The following is an 18,297-nucleotide window of genomic DNA, read 5'->3' as shown; positions in this document are numbered from 1 at the left end:
TTTCCTGCGCATTACTCAGGTGATCAGTGAAGGGACGGAGCCCAGGTATGTCAGACGCACCGGAAGTGAAGCCACCGGAGGCATCGGTGGTGACACCGGTCAGGGTCGTCATCGCCCTCTGCCTGTTCGCCCCGTTCGTGGCGATGCTCTGGGTCGGCTCGTACGCCAAGGTGGACCCGGCGTTCATCGGCATCCCGTTCTTCTACTGGTACCAGATGGCCTGGGTGCTGATCTCCACCGCGCTCACGGGCACCGCGTACGTCCTGTGGCAGCGTGACCAGCGCGCCCGTCAGGCTCAGCGGTCCCAGGGCGGGGGTGTCGCGCAGTGAAGGACGGCGTGAACGGCGTGGCACTCGCCGTCTTCATCTTCTTCTTCCTGGCCGTCACGGTCATGGGCTTCCTGGCCGCCCGCTGGCGCAAGGCCGAGAACGAGCACAGCCTCGACGAATGGGGCCTGGGCGGACGTTCGTTCGGCACCTGGATCACCTGGTTCCTGCTCGGCGGTGACCTGTACACGGCGTACACCTTCGTCGCCGTACCGGCGGCGATCTACGCGGCGGGCGCGGCCGGTTTCTTCGCGGTGCCCTACACGATCCTGATCTACCCGCTGATCTTCACGTTCCTGCCCCGTCTGTGGTCGGTCTCGCACCGGCACGGCTATGTGACGACGTCCGACTTCGTCCGCGGCCGCTTCGGCTCGAAGGGGCTGTCGCTGGCGGTCGCCCTGACCGGCATCCTGGCCACGATGCCGTACATCGCGCTCCAACTCGTCGGCATCCAGGCGGTGCTGGACGTGATGGGCGTCGGCGGCGGCGAGAACACCAGCTGGTTCATCAAGGACCTCCCGCTGCTGATCGCGTTCGGCGTACTGGCGGCCTACACGTACTCGTCCGGTCTCCGCGCCCCCGCGCTGATCGCCTTCGTCAAGGACACCCTGATCTACATCGTCATCGCGGTGGCGATCATCTACATCCCGATCAAGCTGGGCGGCTTCGACGACATCTTCGCCAAGGCGAGCGAGGCGTTCGGCCAGACCAACCCGGCGACCGGCGCCCCGCGCGGGGCGCTCGTCCCCGGTGACGCGAGCCAGTGGACGTACGCGACCCTCGCCCTCGGTTCGGCGCTGGCGCTCTTCATGTACCCGCACTCGATCACGGCGACCCTGTCGTCGAAGAGCCGCGAGGTGATCCGCCGCAACACCACGATCCTGCCGCTGTACTCCCTGATGCTGGGCCTGCTCGCGCTGCTGGGCTTCATGGCGATCGCGGCCGGAATCAAGGTGCAGAACGGCCAGTTGGCGATTCCTCAACTCTTCGAAACGATGTTCCCGGACTGGTTCGCGGGAGTCGCCTTCGCCGCCATCGGCATCGGCGCTCTCGTCCCCGCGGCCATCATGTCCATCGCGGCGGCGAACCTCTTCACCCGCAACATCTACAAGGACTTCATCCGGCCGAACGCCACACCGGAGCAGGAGACGAAGGTCTCCAAGCTGGTGTCGCTGCTGGTGAAGGTGGGAGCCCTGGTCTTCGTCCTGACGATGGACAAGACGGTCGCCATCAACTTCCAACTCCTCGGCGGCATCTGGATTCTCCAGACCTTCCCGGCCCTGGTCGGCGGCCTCTTCACCCGCTGGTTCCACCGCTGGGCGCTCCTCGCGGGCTGGGCGGTCGGCATGCTCTACGGCACGATGGCCGCGTACGGCGTGGCCTCACCGACCCAGAAGCACTTCGGCGGCTCCAACGCCGAGATCCCCGGCATCGGCGAGATGGGCTACATCGGCCTGACCGCCTTCGTCCTGAACGTCGCCGTCACCGTGGTCCTGACGTTCCTCCTCCGCGCGACCAAGGCCCCCGACGGCATCGACGAGACCAAGCCGGAGGACTACACGGCGGACGCGGGCGACAAGGACGTACAGGTGGAGCTGCCCCCGGCGACGGCGGGAGCGAGCCACTAGTTTCGGCGGGTGCGGGTGGCACTGTGGTTGCTCGCGCAGTTCCCCGCGCCCCTAAAGACGAAAAGCAAGGGGCGCAGCCCCTGCTTTTCAGGGGCGCGGGGAACTGCGCGACCAGCCCCCACGAACCCGCACCCGCCCCACAACCCCCAGACCCGAGCCACTAGGCGGGTCCAGGGGCGCAGCCCCTGGGGTAGGCGGGGTCGAAGGGGCAGCCGCCCCTGGTGACGGAACGGGTAGGGGCGGCGGGGGCGAGACCCCCCGGTTACGCTGACCGGTGTGACCCCCCGCTCCCCCATCGTCCTGGACAGCGACCCCGGCATAGACGACGCGGTGGCCCTGCAATACCTCCTGGCCACCGACCTGTGGGACCTCAAGGCATACACCTCCGTGGGCGGCAACCTCCCACCCGACGCCACCCACCACAACGCCCGCACCCTCGCAAGAGCCCTCCGTATCGACACCGACGTCCCCGTCCACCGCGGCGCGGGCCGCCCCCTCTCCCGCCTCCCCTACCGCGAGGCATCCGCCTTCCACGGCCCGGCGGGCCTCGGCAACGAGACGCTCCCCGACTCCACGGCCCCCCACCCGAGGGAATCGTCGGCGCAAGCCCTGCTCCGCCTCTCCAGGGAGTACGAGGGCGAACTGACCGTCTGCGCCACCGGCCCCCTCACCAACGTGGCCATCGCCCTGCTGGAGGACCCGGCGTTCGCGAGGCGCGTGGCGAAGTTCGTGTTCATGGGCGGCGCGCCCCGGGTGCCGGGCAACTTCACCCCGGTCGCCGAGTTCAACATCTGGGCCGACCCGGACGCCGCCGAGGTGGTCCTCTCCTCCGGTATCCCGTTCACCATGGTCGACCTGGACGCCTCGCACCGCTGGCTGTTCCGCCCCGCCGACCTCGCGGCACTGGAGGCGGCAGGCCCCGGTACGGCCCTCGCCGCCCGGCTGATGCGGACGTACATGGCCGCGTACACCCGCCACGGCGGCGACGGCACCTGCCCGTTGCACGACCCGCTGGCGGTGGGGGTGTGCGGCGACGAGGCGTTCATCGAGGCCGCCGAGGGAGCCGTCGTGGTGGAGTGCGCGAGCGAACTGACACGCGGCCAGACGGTGTTCGTCCCGGCCGACGCCAAGCGTGTCTACTACTCCGAGTCCCCCACGTTGAGCGCCCGCCTCCGCACCACCGGCCGCGTGGCCCTGGGCCCCGGCACACGGGACTTCAGCAAGCATTTCGTGACGACGCTGCCGCGGTGGCCGGCGGTGGGGTGAGGGGCTTGGCTTCGGTGGGGTGAGGGGCCTGACGGTGCCGGACGGGAGGCACATCGAGCGTCGGATCATCACATGATCAACCGTCCCTGTGGACAACCAAAGTCACGCGTCGCCGCCCCTGATGGACACTGCGACGCATGGACATCACCCTCCACGAAAGCATCCACGGAAATCCGCTGAGTCCGCCTCTGAGCCGACCGCGACACAACATGTGGGGGTGGCATCGCGCCCCGCCACTAGATGTATGCTCGTGCTCGCTGTCGCCGCAGGGGAATCCGGTGCGAATCCGGAACTGTCCCGCAACGGTGTACTCGTGCGCGCCCATGCCCATGCGCGCACGCTTGTCGAGTCCGAGGACCTGCCGACAGCGCGCCCGGCCGTCCGGTCCGGGTGCCCTGACGTCCGGGCCTCGTGGAGTGGGCCGGTGGACTCGACGCCCCCGTGCGCTCGTTGCTGCCGCCTGCCTTCCACCAGGTCCCCTGCCGAGCGAGGGAGAGCCCCACGTGACCATCGCGCCAGCCGACCCGGTTTCAGCCACCACGGCCGCCGCCGACCAGGTGTGGGAGACCGACGGCCCCGGTGCCGCACTGCTGCGGACCCTGACCGGGCTGACCGCCGACCTCCCCGACGCCGACCCCGGCCGCGTCGCCGCCGCCGCGCTGCGCGGCCGGTCCGCTCGTGGCGCCGTGGAGGAGGTCACCGCGGAGTTGCGCGAGCTGGCCACGGAGGCGTCCGCCGGTCTCATCTCCGAGGACCCCGCGTACTCGAAGCTGGCCGCCCGGCTGCTGGCGATCAGCATTCGCGCCGAGGCAGCCTCCCAGGGCGTCACCGCGTTCACGGAGTCCATCGCGGTGGGCCACCGCGAGGGGCTTGTCGCGGACCGCACGGCGGAGTTCGCCCGGGTCCACGCCGCACGCCTCGACGCCCTGGTGGACCAGGCCGCCGACGACCGCTTCGGCTACTTCGGTCTGCGCACTCTGCACAGCCGCTACCTCCTGCGGCACCCCCTCACCCGCAAGGTCATCGAGACACCCCAGCACTTCATGCTGCGCGTCGCCTCCGGTCTCGCCGAGGACGACAGCCCCCGCTCCGTCGACGAAGTCGCCGCGCTCTACGGGCTCATGAGCCGCCTCGACTACCTCCCGTCCTCCCCCACCCTCTTCAACTCCGGTACGCGGCACCCCCAGATGTCGTCCTGCTACCTCCTCGACTCCCCCCTGGACGAGCTGGACTCCCTCTACGACCGCTACCACCAGGTGGCCCGCCTCTCGAAGCACGCGGGCGGCATCGGTCTGTCGTACTCCCGTATCCGCAGCCGGGGTTCGCTGATCCGGGGCACCAACGGGCACTCCAACGGCATCGTCCCGTTCCTGAAGACCCTGGACGCCTCGGTCGCCGCCGTGAACCAGGGCGGGCGGCGCAAGGGCGCGGCGGCGGTCTACCTGGAGACCTGGCACTCCGACATCGAGGAGTTCCTGGAGCTGCGCGACAACACCGGTGAGGACGCCCGGCGTACGCACAACCTGAACCTGGCGCACTGGATTCCGGACGAGTTCATGCGCCGGGTGAACGCCGACGAGCAGTGGTCGCTGTTCTCCCCGTCCGATGTGCCCGAGCTGGTGGACCTGTGGGGTGAGGAGTTCGACACCGCGTACCGGAAGGCGGAGGCGGACGGGCTGGCGAGGAAGACCATCCCGGCCCGTGACCTGTACGGCCGCATGATGCGCACCCTCGCGCAGACCGGCAACGGCTGGATGACCTTCAAGGACGCCGCCAACCGCACCGCCAACCAGACCGCCGAGCCGGGCCACGTCGTCCACTCCTCCAATCTGTGCACGGAGATCCTGGAGGTCACCAACGACGGGGAGACGGCGGTCTGCAACCTGGGCTCGGTGAACCTGGGCGCGTTCGTCGACCGGGCGAACGGCGACCTGGACTGGGAGCGGCTGGACGACACGGTCCGCACGGCCGTGACCTTCCTCGACCGCGTCGTCGACATCAACTTCTACCCCACCGAGCAGGCGGGCCGCTCCAACACCAAGTGGCGCCCGGTCGGCCTCGGCGCGATGGGCCTCCAGGACGTCTTCTTCCAGCTCCGACTGCCCTTCGACTCCCCCGAGGCGAAGGCGCTGTCCACCCGGATCGCCGAGCGGATCATGCTCGCCGCGTACGAGGCATCCGCCGACCTCGCCGAGCGCGGCGGCCCGCTGCCGGCCTGGGAGAAGACCCGCACGGCCCGAGGTGTGCTGCACCCCGACCACTACGGCGTCGAGTTCACCTGGCCGGAGCGCTGGGCGGCCCTGCGCGAGCGCGTCGCGACGACGGGCCTGCGCAACAGCCTCCTCCTCGCCATCGCGCCCACGGCCACCATCGCGTCCATCGCCGGTGTGTACGAGTGCATCGAGCCGCAGGTGTCCAACCTGTTCAAGCGCGAGACCCTCTCCGGTGAGTTCCTCCAGGTCAACTCATATCTGGTGCGGGACCTGAAGGAGTTGGGCGTCTGGGACGCCCGCACCCGGGAGGCGCTGCGCGATTCGAACGGCTCGGTGCAGGACTTCGCGTGGATTCCGGCCGACGTACGGGCGCTGTACCGCACGGCGTGGGAGATCCCGCAGCGCGGCCTGATCGACATGGCGGCGGCGAGGACCCCCTACCTGGACCAGTCGCAGTCGCTCAACCTGTTCCTGGAGACGCCGACCATCGGCAAGCTCTCCTCGATGTACGCGTACGCCTGGAAGTCGGGGCTGAAGACGACGTACTACCTGCGTTCGCGCCCGGCGACCCGGATCGCCCGCGCGGCACAAGCCACTGTTCCCGTTCAGCAGCCGGCGCCCGAAGACGCCGTCGCCTGCTCCCTTGAGAACCCCGAGTCCTGCGAGGCCTGCCAGTGATGACCAGCACCACCCGCTCCCAGAACCTCCTCGACCCGGGCTTCGAGCTGACCCTGCGCCCCATGCGCTACCCGGACTTCTACGAGCGCTACCGGGACGCCATCAAGAACACCTGGACCGTGGAGGAGGTCGACCTCCACTCGGACGTCGCCGACCTCGCCAAGCTCTCCCCCGCCGAGCAGCATCTGATCGGCCGGCTGGTCGCGTTCTTCGCCACGGGCGACTCGATCGTCGCGAACAATCTCGTGCTGACGCTCTACAAGCACATCAACTCCCCCGAGGCGCGGCTCTACTTGAGCCGTCAGCTCTTCGAGGAGGCCGTGCACGTCCAGTTCTACTTGACGCTGCTGGACACCTATCTCCCCGACCCGGAGGACCGCGCGGCGGCCTTCGCGGCCGTGGAGAACATCCCGTCCATCCGGGAGAAGGCCGAGTTCTGCTTCAACTGGATGGACTCCGTGGAGAAGCTGGACCGCCTGGAGTCGCGGGCCGACCGCCGCCGCTTCCTCCTCAATCTGATCTGCTTCGCCGCGTGCATCGAGGGCCTGTTCTTCTACGGGGCCTTCGCGTACGTCTACTGGTTCCGCAGCCGGGGTCTGCTGCACGGTCTGGCCACCGGCACCAACTGGGTGTTCCGGGACGAGACGATGCACATGAGCTTCGCGTTCGACGTGGTCGACACCGTCCGCAAGGAGGAGCCGGACCTCTTCGACGACCAGCTCCAGCAGCAGGTGACGGACATGCTGCTGGAGGCCGTCGAGGCCGAGCTGCAGTTCGCGCGCGACCTGTGCGGTGACGGACTGCCGGGTATGAACACCGACTCCATGCGGCAGTACCTGGAGTGCGTCGCCGACCAGCGTCTCACCCGCCTCGGCTTCGCCCCGGTGTACGGCTCGGAGAACCCGTTCTCCTTCATGGAGTTGCAGGGCGTCCAGGAGCTGACCAACTTCTTCGAGCGGCGCCCGTCGGCGTACCAGGTCGCGGTGGAGGGCACCGTCGACCTGGACGAGGACTTCTAGGACGCCGAGGTCACTTGAGGGTGACCGTGTCCCCGGCCGACGCGACCCTCGCGGTCGTCGTCAGGCCGGGGAAGTACCAGCGCCAACTGCCCGCCGAGTTGACGGTCGCCTTGGTGCTGAGCTTCCCTCCGCTGCCCGCCTTCACCGTCTTGACGGTGGTGTAGCTCGCGGCGCCCTTCTTCTTGAACTGCAGCTGGACCGACTGCCCGCCGAATCCGTTGTACTTCAGCGTCTCCCAGTTGGCCCGGGTCAGCTTGCCGGTGACGGTGACCTTCGCGCCCTTGGTGACCTTCTCCGGCTTGATGTAGGCGGTGAGGGCCGTGGCGCGTTTGACCTTGTAGCGGGCGATGTCGTCGGAGATCCAGTAGTCGCCGTCGTTCGCCCTGACCGTGGCATTGACCTGCCAGAGCCCGGCGATCCGGTTGCTGTCGATGTCATCGCCCTGCGCGATCCCGGCCGGGTCGACCGTCACGGTGGCCGTGCAGAGCGAAGTCGTCGAGGACTTCTTGGCGCACGTCAACCGGGTCTCGTCCGAAAGACCGTAGCCATTGGACCGGTTGAAGGTGCTGATGCGATCGAGCTTCTTCACCCCCGAGTCGTCCCTGACGGTGAGGGCGATCCGGTACGTCACGGTCTTCGACGTCCCGATGATGACGTTCTTGCCGCCGTTGACGACCGTCTTCGTGACCCGGACGTCACCCCGGCCCTCCGCCTGCGCCCCGGTCGCCGTCAGCAGTACCAGGGCCGCCGCCCCGCCCGCCACGGCCAGGGTCCGGCCGTGTGCGGGGCGTGTTCTGTGATTCATGATCCTCCCCTTGTGGTCGGGGAGAGGCTACACAGAAGGCGGACCGGCGTCGTACAGACAAGCGATCAGGCCGCGCGGGCGATGTGGTGCGAGGAGGCCGGCCGGGACTCGGCCTGCGGGCGGGTGGCACGGTGCCGCCGGATGTCCTGGTGACGGACCGTGTCCCCGGCGGCGGCCCGCAGCTCCGCCTCCCTGAGCTGGCGGTCGATGCGCCGGTCCCGTACGACACCGATGGCAGCGGGCAGGATGACCAGGGCGAACATCCCGAGGACGACCAGAGTTCCGATGAGTGCCTGTATCTGTGTCTCGTTCATGGACACCACTCTCCCGCCGGACACTCCTTACGGACAGTGGCAGGACTGCCGCACACCCTCGAATTACTGCCATATCCGAGGCACACTGGAGCCATGCTGAAAAACGTGGCCGCCATCCTCCTCGACGGAGTGCATCCCTTCGAGCTGGGCGTCGCCTGCGAGGTGTTCGGCCTGGACCGCAGCGACGAGGGCCTGCCGGTGTACGACTTCGCGGTGGCCTCGGCCGAGGGCCCGACCCTGAGCACGCACGCCGGGTTCACGGTCTCCACGACCCATGGTCTCGACCGGCTGGAAGAGGCCGACCTCGTCATCGTCCCCGCAGGTGACAGCTATGTGGACCGGACCTACCCGCCCGAGCTGCTGGACGCGCTGCGCCGGGCCGCGGACCGGGGCGCCCGTGTGCTCAGCGTGTGCTCGGGGGTCTTCGTGCTCGGCGCGGCCGGACTGCTGGACGGACGGCCCTGCGCGGTGCACTGGCGGCACGCCGAGACCCTGGCCCGACGCTATCCACGGGCGATCGTCGAGCCCGACGTGCTGTATGTGGACGCGGACCCGGTGATCACCTCGGCGGGCACGGCGGCCGGTATCGACGCCTGTCTGCATATCGTCCGCAAGGAACAGGGCCCGGAGGTCGCCAACAGGATCGCCCGGCGGATGGTCGTACCGCCGCACCGGGACGGCGGTCAGGCCCAGTACATCGAACGGCCCCTGCCGCGCTCGCAGTGCGACACGGTCGGCGAGGTGCTGGCCTGGATGGAGCGCCATCTCGACGAGGAGGTCACCGTCGAGCAGCTCGCCGCCCGCGCCCATATGTCCCCGCGGACCTTCGCCCGCCGCTTCCAGCAGGAGACCGGGACCACGCCGTACCGCTGGCTCCTGCGCCAACGGGTGCTGCTGGCCCAGCGGTTGCTGGAGGCGACGGACGAGACGATGGACGCGATCGCCTGGCGCACCGGCTTCGGCACGGCGGCCGCCCTGCGCCATCAGTTCGTACGGTCGCTGGGGACGACCCCGCAGGCCTACCGCCGGACCTTCCGGGGCCCTCAGGCGCCCGGCGCGCCCGACGAAGCTCAGTCGTTGGCGACCACGGGGTAGCGCGGCTCGTTCTCGGCCATCTGCCGCAGCGCGTCCTTGCGGTCACGCTTGGAGAGGCGGTCGATGTAGAGGTAGCCGTACAGGTGGTCGGTCTCGTGCTGGAGGCAGCGCGCGAAGTACCCGGTGCCGCGCACCTTGATCGGGTTGCCCTTCTCGTCCTGCCCGGTGACCTCGGCGTAGTCGGGGCGGGCGAGCGGCATGTACGCGGTCGGCACCGACAGGCACCCCTCGTTGCTGTCGTCCAACCGGCGCTTGTCGGCGGGCAGTTCGACCAGCTTGGGGTTGCAGACGACACCGACGTGCCGCTTGCCCTCGTCGTCCGGGCAGTCGTACACGAACACCTTCAGATCCACACCGATCTGGTTGGCGGCCAGCCCCACGCCCTCGGCGGTCCGCTGGCTGGCGAACATGTCGTCCACCAGCTTCGCCAACTCGTCGCCGAACTCGGTGACGTCCTTGCACTCCTTGTGCAGCACCGGGTGCCCCACGACGGTGATGGGCCGAGACGTCCCGCGCTCCCGGTACGCCGCCTCACGCTCCTCGCAGTCCTCCGTGTCGACGACGAACCCCTCGCCATCGACGGGGAGCACGCCCACGTGCTGCTGTTCGGTGTCCTGCTGAGCCATGACAGACGTACGCCTTCCGCAAAAACAAGGGGAGAGTTGCTGATACAGGGTACGGGGGCCGCGCCCCTCAAGGGGCGCGGGACGTTGTCCATATGCGGCTCCGCCGCGTGGGCGCGACAAGCCCCCACCCGCCAGCAGCCGACAAACGACCGAACGCCCCCTAACAAACCTCTTCCAAATCCCGCCAATCACGAGAATCCGGGCTATCGGCGACCCACCCGTCGAGCAACCCCCGAACCAACGAAGCCGGCGCAGCCACGCCGCACTCCCGCTCAGGCGCCCACAGCTGCCCATCCGTGACATGCCCGAGCGGCCCGGGATGCCCCGGCTCGCTGTGGTCGTGCGGGTCCATATGGTCCCCGTCGCCCTCATCGGACGGCATCCGCGACTCGGAACACAGCCGGCACAGCAGCCGCACCGACGACGACCAGTCCTCCGCCGCGAACCCGGCGTCGGCCGCGAGCCGCTCCAGCGCGTCCCGGTCCGCCTCGGTGGCCGCCTCCAGCAGCACCACCCAGGTCGGTACGGGCGACGGCGCCCATAGTTCGATCTCGTCGAACACGGGGTACGCGTGCCCGGCGGCCGTGGTCCGCTCACCATGCGGAACCCCGTCGTGGAGCACGACCTCGCCCCAGCGCCGCCCCGACGACGGCAGCGGAATCGACAGCACCTCGATACGGGCGGGGTCGAGCCGCCGCCCCCACACCACCTCGGCCTCGCCCTCCGGGGAGAGCCGTACGGCGGCGCTGCCGAGATCCATGCCCACCGGTTCCCCGGTGTCCGCGAAGCCCCCGCCCGACTTGGGCCGGGCGGCGCCTCCGGGCACCCGGAGCCCGTACGCCTGCCAGGCGCGGCGGGCCAGCGGCCAGTCCTGGAGGGCGGTCGCGGCGATGCCGACGTTCCACCAGTCGGGCGCTCCGGTCTCGCGGTCGAGCAGGGCGACGGCGCGGAGCCCGGCGGCGCGCGCCTGCTCCCAGTCGTGCCGGAACTTGTGGAGCAGGGCGAGGTTGAACCAGGACTCCGACAGCCACGGCTCCAGGTCCGCGGCACGTGTCAGCAGCGCGCCCGCGTCCTCGTACCGACCATCGCCGATCAGCGTGAACGCACGATCGGTGGCCTGCCGCCAAGAGGCGGAGGGCCGATGCCGTCCCTTGCCGAAGATCCTCACGATTCCCGCCTGCCAGTTACGGTTCCCGCCTGCCAGTTCCGTGGAGTGGGCCGGCCGCCGCCCCCGGTACACACACCCTCTCCCTCGCATCCAACCATGGACAGAAGGACAGCCGCTCATTACCCATGGGTTACCCAGCCACCGCCACGGTAGGCGCCCTCGCGGCAGCACTTTGGCGAACCGCCGGGGCCGGGGGTTCCGAAGCACGTCGACGCGTACGGGGACGGCCCTGACCGCGCACACCGCGTGCCGGGTACGGCCCCTCGTGGGCGCCGCCCCGTCCAACCCCTTCGGGTGAAGTGGTCGCCCCTACCGGCGCTCACCCCGCGACATCGGCGGCCAATGCCTTGTTGAGCTGCTCCACGGTCGCCGGGGACTCCCTCTGGAACGCGGCGATGTCCAGCCCGTCGTCGCCCACGACCGTGAGCAGCGTGCGTTCACCGACGGCGACCACGATGATGTGCCCGGCGCCGCAGCGGACGACGACCTCGCGGAGGGAGCCGGCGCCGGACTGGTCGGCCATACGGCGGCCGACGCCGAGGGTCGCGGCGGCGAGGGCCGCGACGGACTCGGGGTGGATCGTGTCGACATCGGCGACGACGAGCAGCCCGTCCACGGTGGACAGGACGCTCTCGGAGACGCCCAGCACCCGGTCACGCAGCGAGGCCAGGATGCCGGTGAGCGATTCGGTCGTTGCGTGTGCGGTCATGCGACGGTGCTCCTTGATCAAGAACTCTGCGGTGAGTGGGGCGTCCGGGCCGTTCAGTCGGGCAGGTGCTGGTCGGACTCGGGGAGAGCCTTCAGCCCGCGGCGGACGCGTCGCAGCATTTCGAGGGAGGGCTGTTCGGCGAGCAGTTCCTCGCGCGACAGCAAGGTCATCGGTGGGAAGGGGGACGGCTCGGCCGGATGGTCCGAGGCACCGCCCGAGGCCGGGCCGCGGCCCCGCACGGGTAGGAGGGGCCGCTCCGGGGAGGGGGGTTGTTCCGGCGAGGGCGGTTCCGGGGAGGGTGGTCGTTCCCTGGAGGGTGGGTCCGGGGGGCTCGGTTGTTCCGGGGCGTTCGGTTGTTCCGCGGTAGGTGGCTGCTCCGGGGAGGTGGGCTGTTTCGGCGAGGTCTGCTGTTCCGGGCACGTGGATTCGGCTCGGCCGGGAGGTGGCCGTTCAGCGGTCGTGGAGTCGGTTCCGGTGGACCGCGAGTCGGTTCCGGTGGACGGCGACCGTTCGGCGTGCGTGGCGTCGGTTCCGGTGGACCGCGAGTCGGTTCCGGCGGACCGCGACCGCTCCCCGGCCACGCCCCCGGCACCGGCTTCGCCGCCGACGGCCTCGCCCCGCCGCAGTCGGGCCGCCTCGGCCTGTCTGCGCCGAAGACGTGCCGCCGCCTCGCGCCGCCGGAGGCGACCGGCGGCCCTGCGGCGGCCGTTCCGGGTCGGCTCTTCGTCTGGGCTCACTACTCGCCCTTCGCTCCGAGGTCCCCGGCGGGGAACGGTGTTCCGACGTCCCCGACGGGGAACCGGGTGCCGAGATCCCCGCCCGGGAACTGCGCTCCGAAGTCCCCGGCGGGCGGTACCCCGGGCCTGCGCCTGGGCAGGGGCCCCGCCCTGGGCGACGGCTCCTCGACCGTGGGGCGCCCCTCGGGGAGCCGGGGCGCGGTGCTGGGCCGGCCGTCGGGTGTGGTCCGGTTCTCCCACTGGACGACCCCGAGCGACCGCAGCCGTATCAGGTCCAGCATCACGGCGTAGAGTCCGCGTCCCCGTGCGAAGGCCAGGTCCCTAGGGGTGCGGCGCCCGTTGGCGTGTGCGGCCAGCTCCCGGTGACGTGGGGGCAACCGGGGGTCGGACTCGGGGTTCTCCCGGCCGGGGACCCGTACGGGCCGCACCCGGGCGAGGGTGCCCGCGGCGCCCGACAGCCGGGTCAGCAGCGTCATGCGCCGGGTGGTCTCCTCGGCCAGCGGCCGGGGTGCGACACCGGGCCTGGCGAGGAGCGTGGGCTCACGCTCGGTCAACTCCCAGCCGCCGGGCGGGCTGAGCGACATCGCGAAGGCGCCGTCGTAGACGGCCGCCGTGCAGACGACCTCCAGTTCGGCGGCGCCGATGAGCCCGGCGGCCACCAGATGGAGGTCGAGCCGGTCGGCGTCGGGCTCGGCCGCGCAGGCCGCCAGCCAGGTCTCGTCGTCGATCCGGCCGGAGGAGAGCAGGGTGGACGTCGCGGTGGGCGCCCCCGGGGTCTCGATGGCGCCGATCAAGCCGTGACGCAGATGAATCGTGCCACCCGGTTGTCCGGAGACCCGTACCGTGCCGGTGTATCCCTCCTGGTGGAGCGCCTGGAGCAGGGCCGGCACATTGCGCGCCGAGGGTGTCTTCACGCCAGCACCTCTCGGGCCCGGTCGCCGAGGCTGCGCAGGGCGAGCGCCACATTGGCCCGGTCCCGGTCGAGACCGGCGGACAGCAGCAGCGGGTCGCCGGCCGGCCGGTCCACGGAGAGCAGCACCTGGTGGCGTCTCCTGCTGGTCATGACCACGCTTTCCAACTCCCCCACGGCTCCCGCCCCGCCGAGCCGCTCGGTGATGAGCGCGGCGAGTTCGGATGCCTCGGTCCCGGTGCCCGTCTCGGCGACTTCGCCCGCCACCGCGTAGGTGAGTCCGGTGACCGCGTCGATCAGTGCGACGCCGGTGACGCCGGGAGAGTCGAGTAGCCGGTCCAGGGACGCCTGGAGCGCCGTAGCCCGTTCCCCCATTCGCCCTCCACTTACACGCGCCGCGCAGTAGCTTGAGCATCAACTTCCGCAACACACAAAAAAGTTGATGTTTGTGACCGCTGAGTCACTCGCGTTCGATCGTAGTTGGCCGGACAGTGACCGGTCAGCAGCACTGAGGAATTGGGGCTCCAAGATGAACATCGAGACCGCGCTCAAGGAAGCCATGGCGATCGACGGCGCGATCGGCGTCGCGCTGGTCGACTACGAGAGCGGCATGTCACTCGGCACGCTCGGCGGCGGACCGCAACTCGACCTCGAACTCGCCGCGGCCGGGAACACCGAGGTGGTGCGCTCCAAGATGCGCACCCTGGCCTCGCTCGACATGAACGACACGATCGAGGACATCCTGATCACGCTGGGCCGGCAGTACCACCTGCTCCGCCCACTGACCAGCAGCAAGGGCTCGCTCTTCCTCTATCTGGCCCTCGACCGCGGCCGCAGCAACCTGGCGCTCGCCCGGCACAGCCTGAAGCGCATCGAGAACGGCCTGGAGGTCTGAACGACCCCGCGCGGCACCAGGCCACCAGGCCACCAAGCCACCAGGCCACCAGGCCACCAGGCCACCAGGCCACAACGACCTGAGCCCGTTCCCCGACGGCCGAACAGCCGCCCCGGAACGGGCTCAGAGATCGTGGCGTCATACGGAACACGGGATTCCTCCCGCCGTACGGGCCTCAGGATTCCTGCGGTGACGGTGTCGGCGGACCCGCCGCCGTCACATCATGCTCGGGAACGGTCTGTCCCGATCGGATCAGATCGATCCGCCCCATCACCTTGGCCCGCAGATCGCTGGGCACGTCGTCCTGCCCGCAGCACCGCTTGACCAGCTTCTTGACGGCCTGTTCGAGCCCGTACTTCTCCAGACAGGGCGAGCACTCCTCGAAGTGGTGCTCGAACTTGGTGCAGTCGGCGTCGGGCATCTCCCGGTCGAGGAACTCATAGAGATGATCGAGGATTTCGCTGCAATCCGTCTCGTGCGGCTCTCCGCAGCTCATGAGCCCGAGCCTTTCGCTTCGTTCGACTCCCCGGCGCCGGCCGGGACCAGCCCACGGTCACGGGCGTAGTCCTCCAACATGCCGCGCAGTTGACGACGGCCCCGGTGCAGCCGGGACATCACCGTACCGATGGGTGTCCCCATGATGTCGGCGATCTCCTTGTACGCAAAGCCCTCTACATCGGCGAGGTAGACGGCGATGCGGAACTCCTCGGGAATCGCCTGCAGCGCTTCCTTCACATCCGAGTCGGGCAGATGGTCGAGCGCCTGCGACTCGGCGGAGCGCAGCCCCGTCGACATATGCGACTCGGCGCGGGCCAGCTGCCAGTCCTCGATCTCCTCGGCCGCGCTGCGCTGGGGTTCGCGCTGCTTCTTGCGGTACGAGTTGATGAACGTGTTCGTGAGGATGCGGTACAGCCAGGCCTTCAGGTTGGTGCCCTCACGGAACTGGTGGAAGGACGCGTACGCCTTGGCATACGTCTCCTGCACCAGGTCCTCGGCGTCGGCCGGATTGCGTGTCATGCGCAGCGCGGCCGAATACATCTGATCGAGGAATTCCAGCGCGTCCCGCTCGAATCGGGCGCTGCGCTCCACGGCGGTCTCCGTGCCCTCGGGCTGCTCCGCCTGGCCCCGTTCGGTCCCTGCGTCGGTCCCAGTGACCGGACCCACCTCCTCCAGCGTCTGTGCGATACCGAGACCGGTACCACCAGAATCGGAGGATAGACGACGATCCACGCCCGCCGCCGCCCGAATAGGCGCGCCCTTGGCCGCGCTCAGCACCGTCCAGTCCAGGTCGGCGCGGGTGCTGCGGGCCGGGCATATGGTCGAACCCATGCGGCGGACTTCCTCTCCACGAACGGTTTCAGCGCGCTCTCGCGGGCGTCTGATCCGCACAACAGAGGACCGTCACGCAACATTCCCGCCTTCCCACCGACTCCTTACCGAGTGACGCACTCCACGTTCCGCGCGCCGACGAAGAGCCACCGAGGTGACACGCCCCACCCCTCGAACCACCTCGCACCGGCTACCCGAGTGACGCGATCCACTCCACGACCCCGTCGGTGATCACCTTCAGCGCCTCGTCCTCCCCGATCGGCGCCCGCTTCGGCACGGCGAGCCCATGGTCCCCGTACGGCACCTCCACGAGCCCGTACGCACCCTCCGGGAACTCCTCGGGCCTGCCGAACGGGTCGTTCCCGCCCTGTACGACGAGCGTGGGCACCCCGGCCCCGAGCAGTTCCCCGGCCCGCGACTTCTCCGGCTTGCCCGGTGGATGCAGCGGAAAGCTCAGCGCCAGTACGGCCGCCGCGCCCAGCTCCGTCGCCGTACGGCAGGCCACCCGGGCCCCGGCGCTCCGCCCGCCCGCGATCACCGGCAGACCGGGCTTCGCCAGCGCGGGCCACACCCCCCGCCATCCCACGTCCAGCGTCTTCGGCGCGGGCGCCACCTTCTTCCCGGCCACCCGCCACGGCTGCTCCACAAGCGCGACACTCACCCCGCGCTCGGGCAGCACACGGGCGAGGGCCTGAAGATCCCGCGCCTCGATCCCGCCCCCGGCGCCATGGCTGACGGCGAGGACCCGGGTGGCCCGCCGAGCGGCACACCACGTGACACGGGCCGTACCGGCGTCGGTGTCGATCTCTTCGCTGACAGCGTTTCCTGAGGTCACAGCGCTTCCGGTAGTCACAGCGCTTCCGGTGGTCACGTCGTTTCTGGAGGTCACGTCAGAAGAGTGTGCCCTCCTCGGGCCCTTCCAGCTCCTTCAGCAGCTCCGGGGAGTTGTTGCGGACGTTGCTGACGGCCGTGGCGACGGGGTAGGCGCGCATCAGCCCGGCGGGCGGCGGTTCGAGCAGCCCGCGCAGATCGTCGGGGTCGGTGCGGGCCGGGTCGAGCCAGCTGTCCCAGCGGTCGGGCGTGAGCATCAGCGGCATCCGGGGATGGATCTCGGCCAGGCTGTGCGGACCGTCCGCCGGGGCGACCGCCAGCGGGGTCGTCTCCGCCTCCGTCGTGATCACCGAGCAGGTCACCCACCATGCCTGCGGATGGTCGTCCGGCAGCGTCCGGTCCCGCCAGAACTCGTACAGCCCGGCCATGGCGAACACGGACCCGTCGGCGGGGAGCACGAAGTACGGCTGCTTGCGGGGCCGCTTCTTCTTGCCCTCGACCTCCAGATCGCGCTCCCCCTTGCCGGTGACCCACTCGTAATAGCCGTCGGCGGGCAGGATGCAGCGCCGGGTGGTGAAGGCGCGTCGGTACGACGGCTTCTCGTGCACGGTCTCGGCGCGGGCGTTGATCATCCGGGCGGCGCCCTCGGGCGACTTGGACCAGGAAGGGACGAGCCCCCACTTCAGCTTGCGCAGTTGGCGAACCGGCCGTTTGTCGTCGGCGTCCTTGAGAGGGCGGTCGAGAACCGCGTAGACCTCCTTGGTGGGAGCCACGTTGTAATCGGGCTCCAGGGTCTCCTCCGGCTCCCACTTCTCGATCTCAAAGACTCCTGCGAGATCCTCGGGCCTACGACTCGCCGCATACCGTCCGCACATGAGTGCCACACTGCCAGATCCGAAGCGACCGGGTAGGAGCCACCACCCACAATGGAAAGCACCGCAGCCACCTCCCTGGCCTCCCTCTGGGACGAGTTGGTCGGCGCCCAGCCCGACCCCGACACCTGGGTGGTCATGGCCACGGCCGCCGCAGCGCTCGCGGCCATCGTCCCGCACGGCGTCTGGCGGCTCTCCCGCAACGCCATCACCATCGCGCACGAGGGCGGCCACGGCCTGATCGCGCTGCTGACCGGCCGCACCCTGACCGGTATCCGCCTCCACTCCGACACCAGTGGCCTCACCGTCAGCCGGGGCAAGCCCACGGGGTTGGGCATGATCCTCACGGCCGCCGCCGGCTATACGGCACCCCCGCTCCTGGGCCTGGGCGGAGCGGCCCTCCTCGGCGCCGGCCGCATCACCCTCCTCCTCTGGCTGGCCACGCTCCTCCTGATAGCCATGCTGATCATGATCCGCAACGCCTACGGCGCCCTGACGGTCATCCTCACGGGCGCCACCTTCGTCACGGTCTCCTGGCTGGCCACCCCCCAGGTGCAGGCGGCCTTCGCGTACACGGTCGTCTGGTTCCTCCTCCTGGGCGGCGTACGCCCGGCCTTCGAGCTCCAGGCGAAGCGCCGCAGGGGCGGAGCAGGCGACTCGGACGCCGACCAGCTGTCCCGCCTGACCCACGTACCGCCGACGATCTGGCTCCTGATGTTCCACGTGGTGAGCCTGTGCGCGTTGCTGGGCGGAGGAAGGTGGCTGCTGAACCTGTGACCGCCGGTCACCTACTAGGGGCGCGGGGAACTGCGCGACCAGCCCCCACTCACCCGCACCCGCCAACGGCACTCAAGAGGCACCCCATAAGGCGCCCGA

General features: G+C 69.9%; 19 protein-coding genes and 1 riboswitch. Of the genes, 8 read left to right on the top strand and 11 right to left on the bottom strand.

The window, feature by feature from the left end:
* Positions 1-47 precede the first annotated feature (47 nt).
* From ACWD4G_RS25135 to ACWD4G_RS25115, 5 genes are all read left to right on the top strand, one after another.
* The gene (locus ACWD4G_RS25135; protein ID WP_451297013.1) at positions 48-329 is read left to right on the top strand and encodes a DUF3311 domain-containing protein; all 282 of its coding nucleotides are present in this window, start codon (positions 48-50) and stop codon (positions 327-329) included.
* Entirely contained in the window at positions 326-1,954 is a 1,629-nt protein-coding gene (mctP, locus tag ACWD4G_RS25130) for a monocarboxylate uptake permease MctP (protein ID WP_451297011.1), read from the top strand. Before ACWD4G_RS25135 ends, mctP begins: the two co-directional genes overlap by 4 nt.
* 276 nt (positions 1,955-2,230) lie before the next feature.
* The gene (locus ACWD4G_RS25125) at positions 2,231-3,220 is read left to right on the top strand and encodes a nucleoside hydrolase (protein WP_451297009.1); all 990 of its coding nucleotides are present in this window, start codon (positions 2,231-2,233) and stop codon (positions 3,218-3,220) included.
* A 244-nt stretch (positions 3,221-3,464) separates the two neighbouring features.
* Positions 3,465-3,600, top strand: a riboswitch (cobalamin riboswitch).
* Between the two features lie 123 nt (positions 3,601-3,723).
* Positions 3,724-6,111 carry a ribonucleoside-diphosphate reductase subunit alpha gene (locus tag ACWD4G_RS25120; RefSeq protein WP_451297007.1) on the top strand — a complete coding sequence of 796 codons (2,388 nt, stop codon included), beginning with the start codon at positions 3,724-3,726 and terminating at the stop codon, positions 6,109-6,111.
* Entirely contained in the window at positions 6,111-7,130 is a 1,020-nt protein-coding gene (locus ACWD4G_RS25115; protein ID WP_451297005.1) for a ribonucleotide-diphosphate reductase subunit beta, read from the top strand. Before ACWD4G_RS25120 ends, ACWD4G_RS25115 begins: the two co-directional genes overlap by 1 nt.
* Before the next feature lie 10 nt (positions 7,131-7,140).
* Here ACWD4G_RS25115 and ACWD4G_RS25110 read toward each other — a convergent pair whose 3' ends face one another.
* Together ACWD4G_RS25110 and ACWD4G_RS25105 are read right to left on the bottom strand one after the other, a co-directional pair.
* Positions 7,141-7,935 (bottom strand): hypothetical protein, encoded by a 795-nt coding sequence (locus tag ACWD4G_RS25110; RefSeq protein ID WP_451297003.1) that lies wholly within the window; start codon positions 7,933-7,935, stop codon positions 7,141-7,143.
* A 65-nt stretch (positions 7,936-8,000) separates the two neighbouring features.
* Complete coding sequence (locus tag ACWD4G_RS25105) at positions 8,001-8,249, bottom strand: hypothetical protein (protein WP_451297001.1); 249 nt, start codon at positions 8,247-8,249, stop codon at positions 8,001-8,003.
* A 93-nt stretch (positions 8,250-8,342) separates the two neighbouring features.
* Here ACWD4G_RS25105 and ACWD4G_RS25100 point away from each other — a divergent pair, with 93 nt between their 5' ends.
* Positions 8,343-9,344: a GlxA family transcriptional regulator gene (locus ACWD4G_RS25100; RefSeq protein ID WP_451296999.1), complete on the top strand. Its 1,002-nt coding sequence runs from the start codon at positions 8,343-8,345 to the stop codon at positions 9,342-9,344.
* On the opposite strand, the gene def is transcribed toward ACWD4G_RS25100, so the two are convergent.
* The 5 genes from def to ACWD4G_RS25075 form a co-directional block, all read right to left on the bottom strand.
* Positions 9,320-9,970, bottom strand: a complete 651-nt coding sequence (def, locus tag ACWD4G_RS25095; protein WP_451296997.1) for a peptide deformylase — start codon at positions 9,968-9,970, stop codon at positions 9,320-9,322. The genes ACWD4G_RS25100 and def overlap by 25 nt on opposite strands.
* A 160-nt stretch (positions 9,971-10,130) precedes the next feature.
* A complete protein-coding gene (locus ACWD4G_RS25090; RefSeq protein ID WP_451296995.1) occupies positions 10,131-11,138 on the bottom strand; it encodes a tetratricopeptide repeat protein in 1,008 nt (335 codons plus the stop codon).
* Between the two features lie 319 nt (positions 11,139-11,457).
* On the bottom strand, positions 11,458-11,847 hold the full coding sequence (locus ACWD4G_RS25085; protein WP_451296993.1) for a roadblock/LC7 domain-containing protein: 390 nt from the start codon (positions 11,845-11,847) through the stop codon (positions 11,458-11,460).
* Between the two features lie 736 nt (positions 11,848-12,583).
* Positions 12,584-13,498 carry a hypothetical protein gene (locus tag ACWD4G_RS25080; RefSeq protein WP_451296991.1) on the bottom strand — a complete coding sequence of 305 codons (915 nt, stop codon included), beginning with the start codon at positions 13,496-13,498 and terminating at the stop codon, positions 12,584-12,586.
* The gene (locus ACWD4G_RS25075; protein WP_451296989.1) at positions 13,495-13,869 is read right to left on the bottom strand and encodes a hypothetical protein; all 375 of its coding nucleotides are present in this window, start codon (positions 13,867-13,869) and stop codon (positions 13,495-13,497) included. Before ACWD4G_RS25075 ends, ACWD4G_RS25080 begins: the two co-directional genes overlap by 4 nt.
* Before the next feature lie 154 nt (positions 13,870-14,023).
* Here ACWD4G_RS25075 and ACWD4G_RS25070 point away from each other — a divergent pair, with 154 nt between their 5' ends.
* Entirely contained in the window at positions 14,024-14,389 is a 366-nt protein-coding gene (locus tag ACWD4G_RS25070; protein WP_451296987.1) for a hypothetical protein, read from the top strand.
* 175 nt (positions 14,390-14,564) lie between these two features.
* Here the strand turns inward: ACWD4G_RS25070 and rsrA are convergent, their stop codons facing one another.
* The 4 genes from rsrA to ACWD4G_RS25050 all read right to left on the bottom strand — a co-directional run bounded on the left by rsrA (position 14,565) and on the right by ACWD4G_RS25050 (position 17,424).
* Positions 14,565-14,885, bottom strand: coding sequence for a mycothiol system anti-sigma-R factor (gene rsrA / locus ACWD4G_RS25065; RefSeq protein ID WP_451296985.1), 321 nt, complete (start codon positions 14,883-14,885; stop codon positions 14,565-14,567).
* On the bottom strand, positions 14,882-15,553 hold the full coding sequence (gene sigR, locus ACWD4G_RS25060) for an RNA polymerase sigma factor SigR (protein ID WP_451297061.1): 672 nt from the start codon (positions 15,551-15,553) through the stop codon (positions 14,882-14,884). Before sigR ends, rsrA begins: the two co-directional genes overlap by 4 nt.
* 355 nt (positions 15,554-15,908) lie before the next feature.
* Entirely contained in the window at positions 15,909-16,553 is a 645-nt protein-coding gene (locus ACWD4G_RS25055) for an alpha/beta hydrolase family protein (protein WP_451296983.1), read from the bottom strand.
* A 55-nt stretch (positions 16,554-16,608) separates the two neighbouring features.
* Positions 16,609-17,424 (bottom strand): SOS response-associated peptidase, encoded by an 816-nt coding sequence (locus ACWD4G_RS25050; RefSeq protein ID WP_451296981.1) that lies wholly within the window; start codon positions 17,422-17,424, stop codon positions 16,609-16,611.
* A 51-nt stretch (positions 17,425-17,475) separates the two neighbouring features.
* Here ACWD4G_RS25050 and ACWD4G_RS25045 point away from each other — a divergent pair, with 51 nt between their 5' ends.
* A complete protein-coding gene (locus tag ACWD4G_RS25045; protein ID WP_451296979.1) occupies positions 17,476-18,198 on the top strand; it encodes a M50 family metallopeptidase in 723 nt (240 codons plus the stop codon).
* The last annotated feature ends 99 nt before the right edge of the window (positions 18,199-18,297 follow it).

Source organism: Streptomyces sp. NPDC002643 (genome assembly GCF_053592555.1).
The sequence above is the reverse complement of the archived record's forward strand: the minus strand, read 5'-3'. Positions and strand labels throughout refer to the sequence as shown.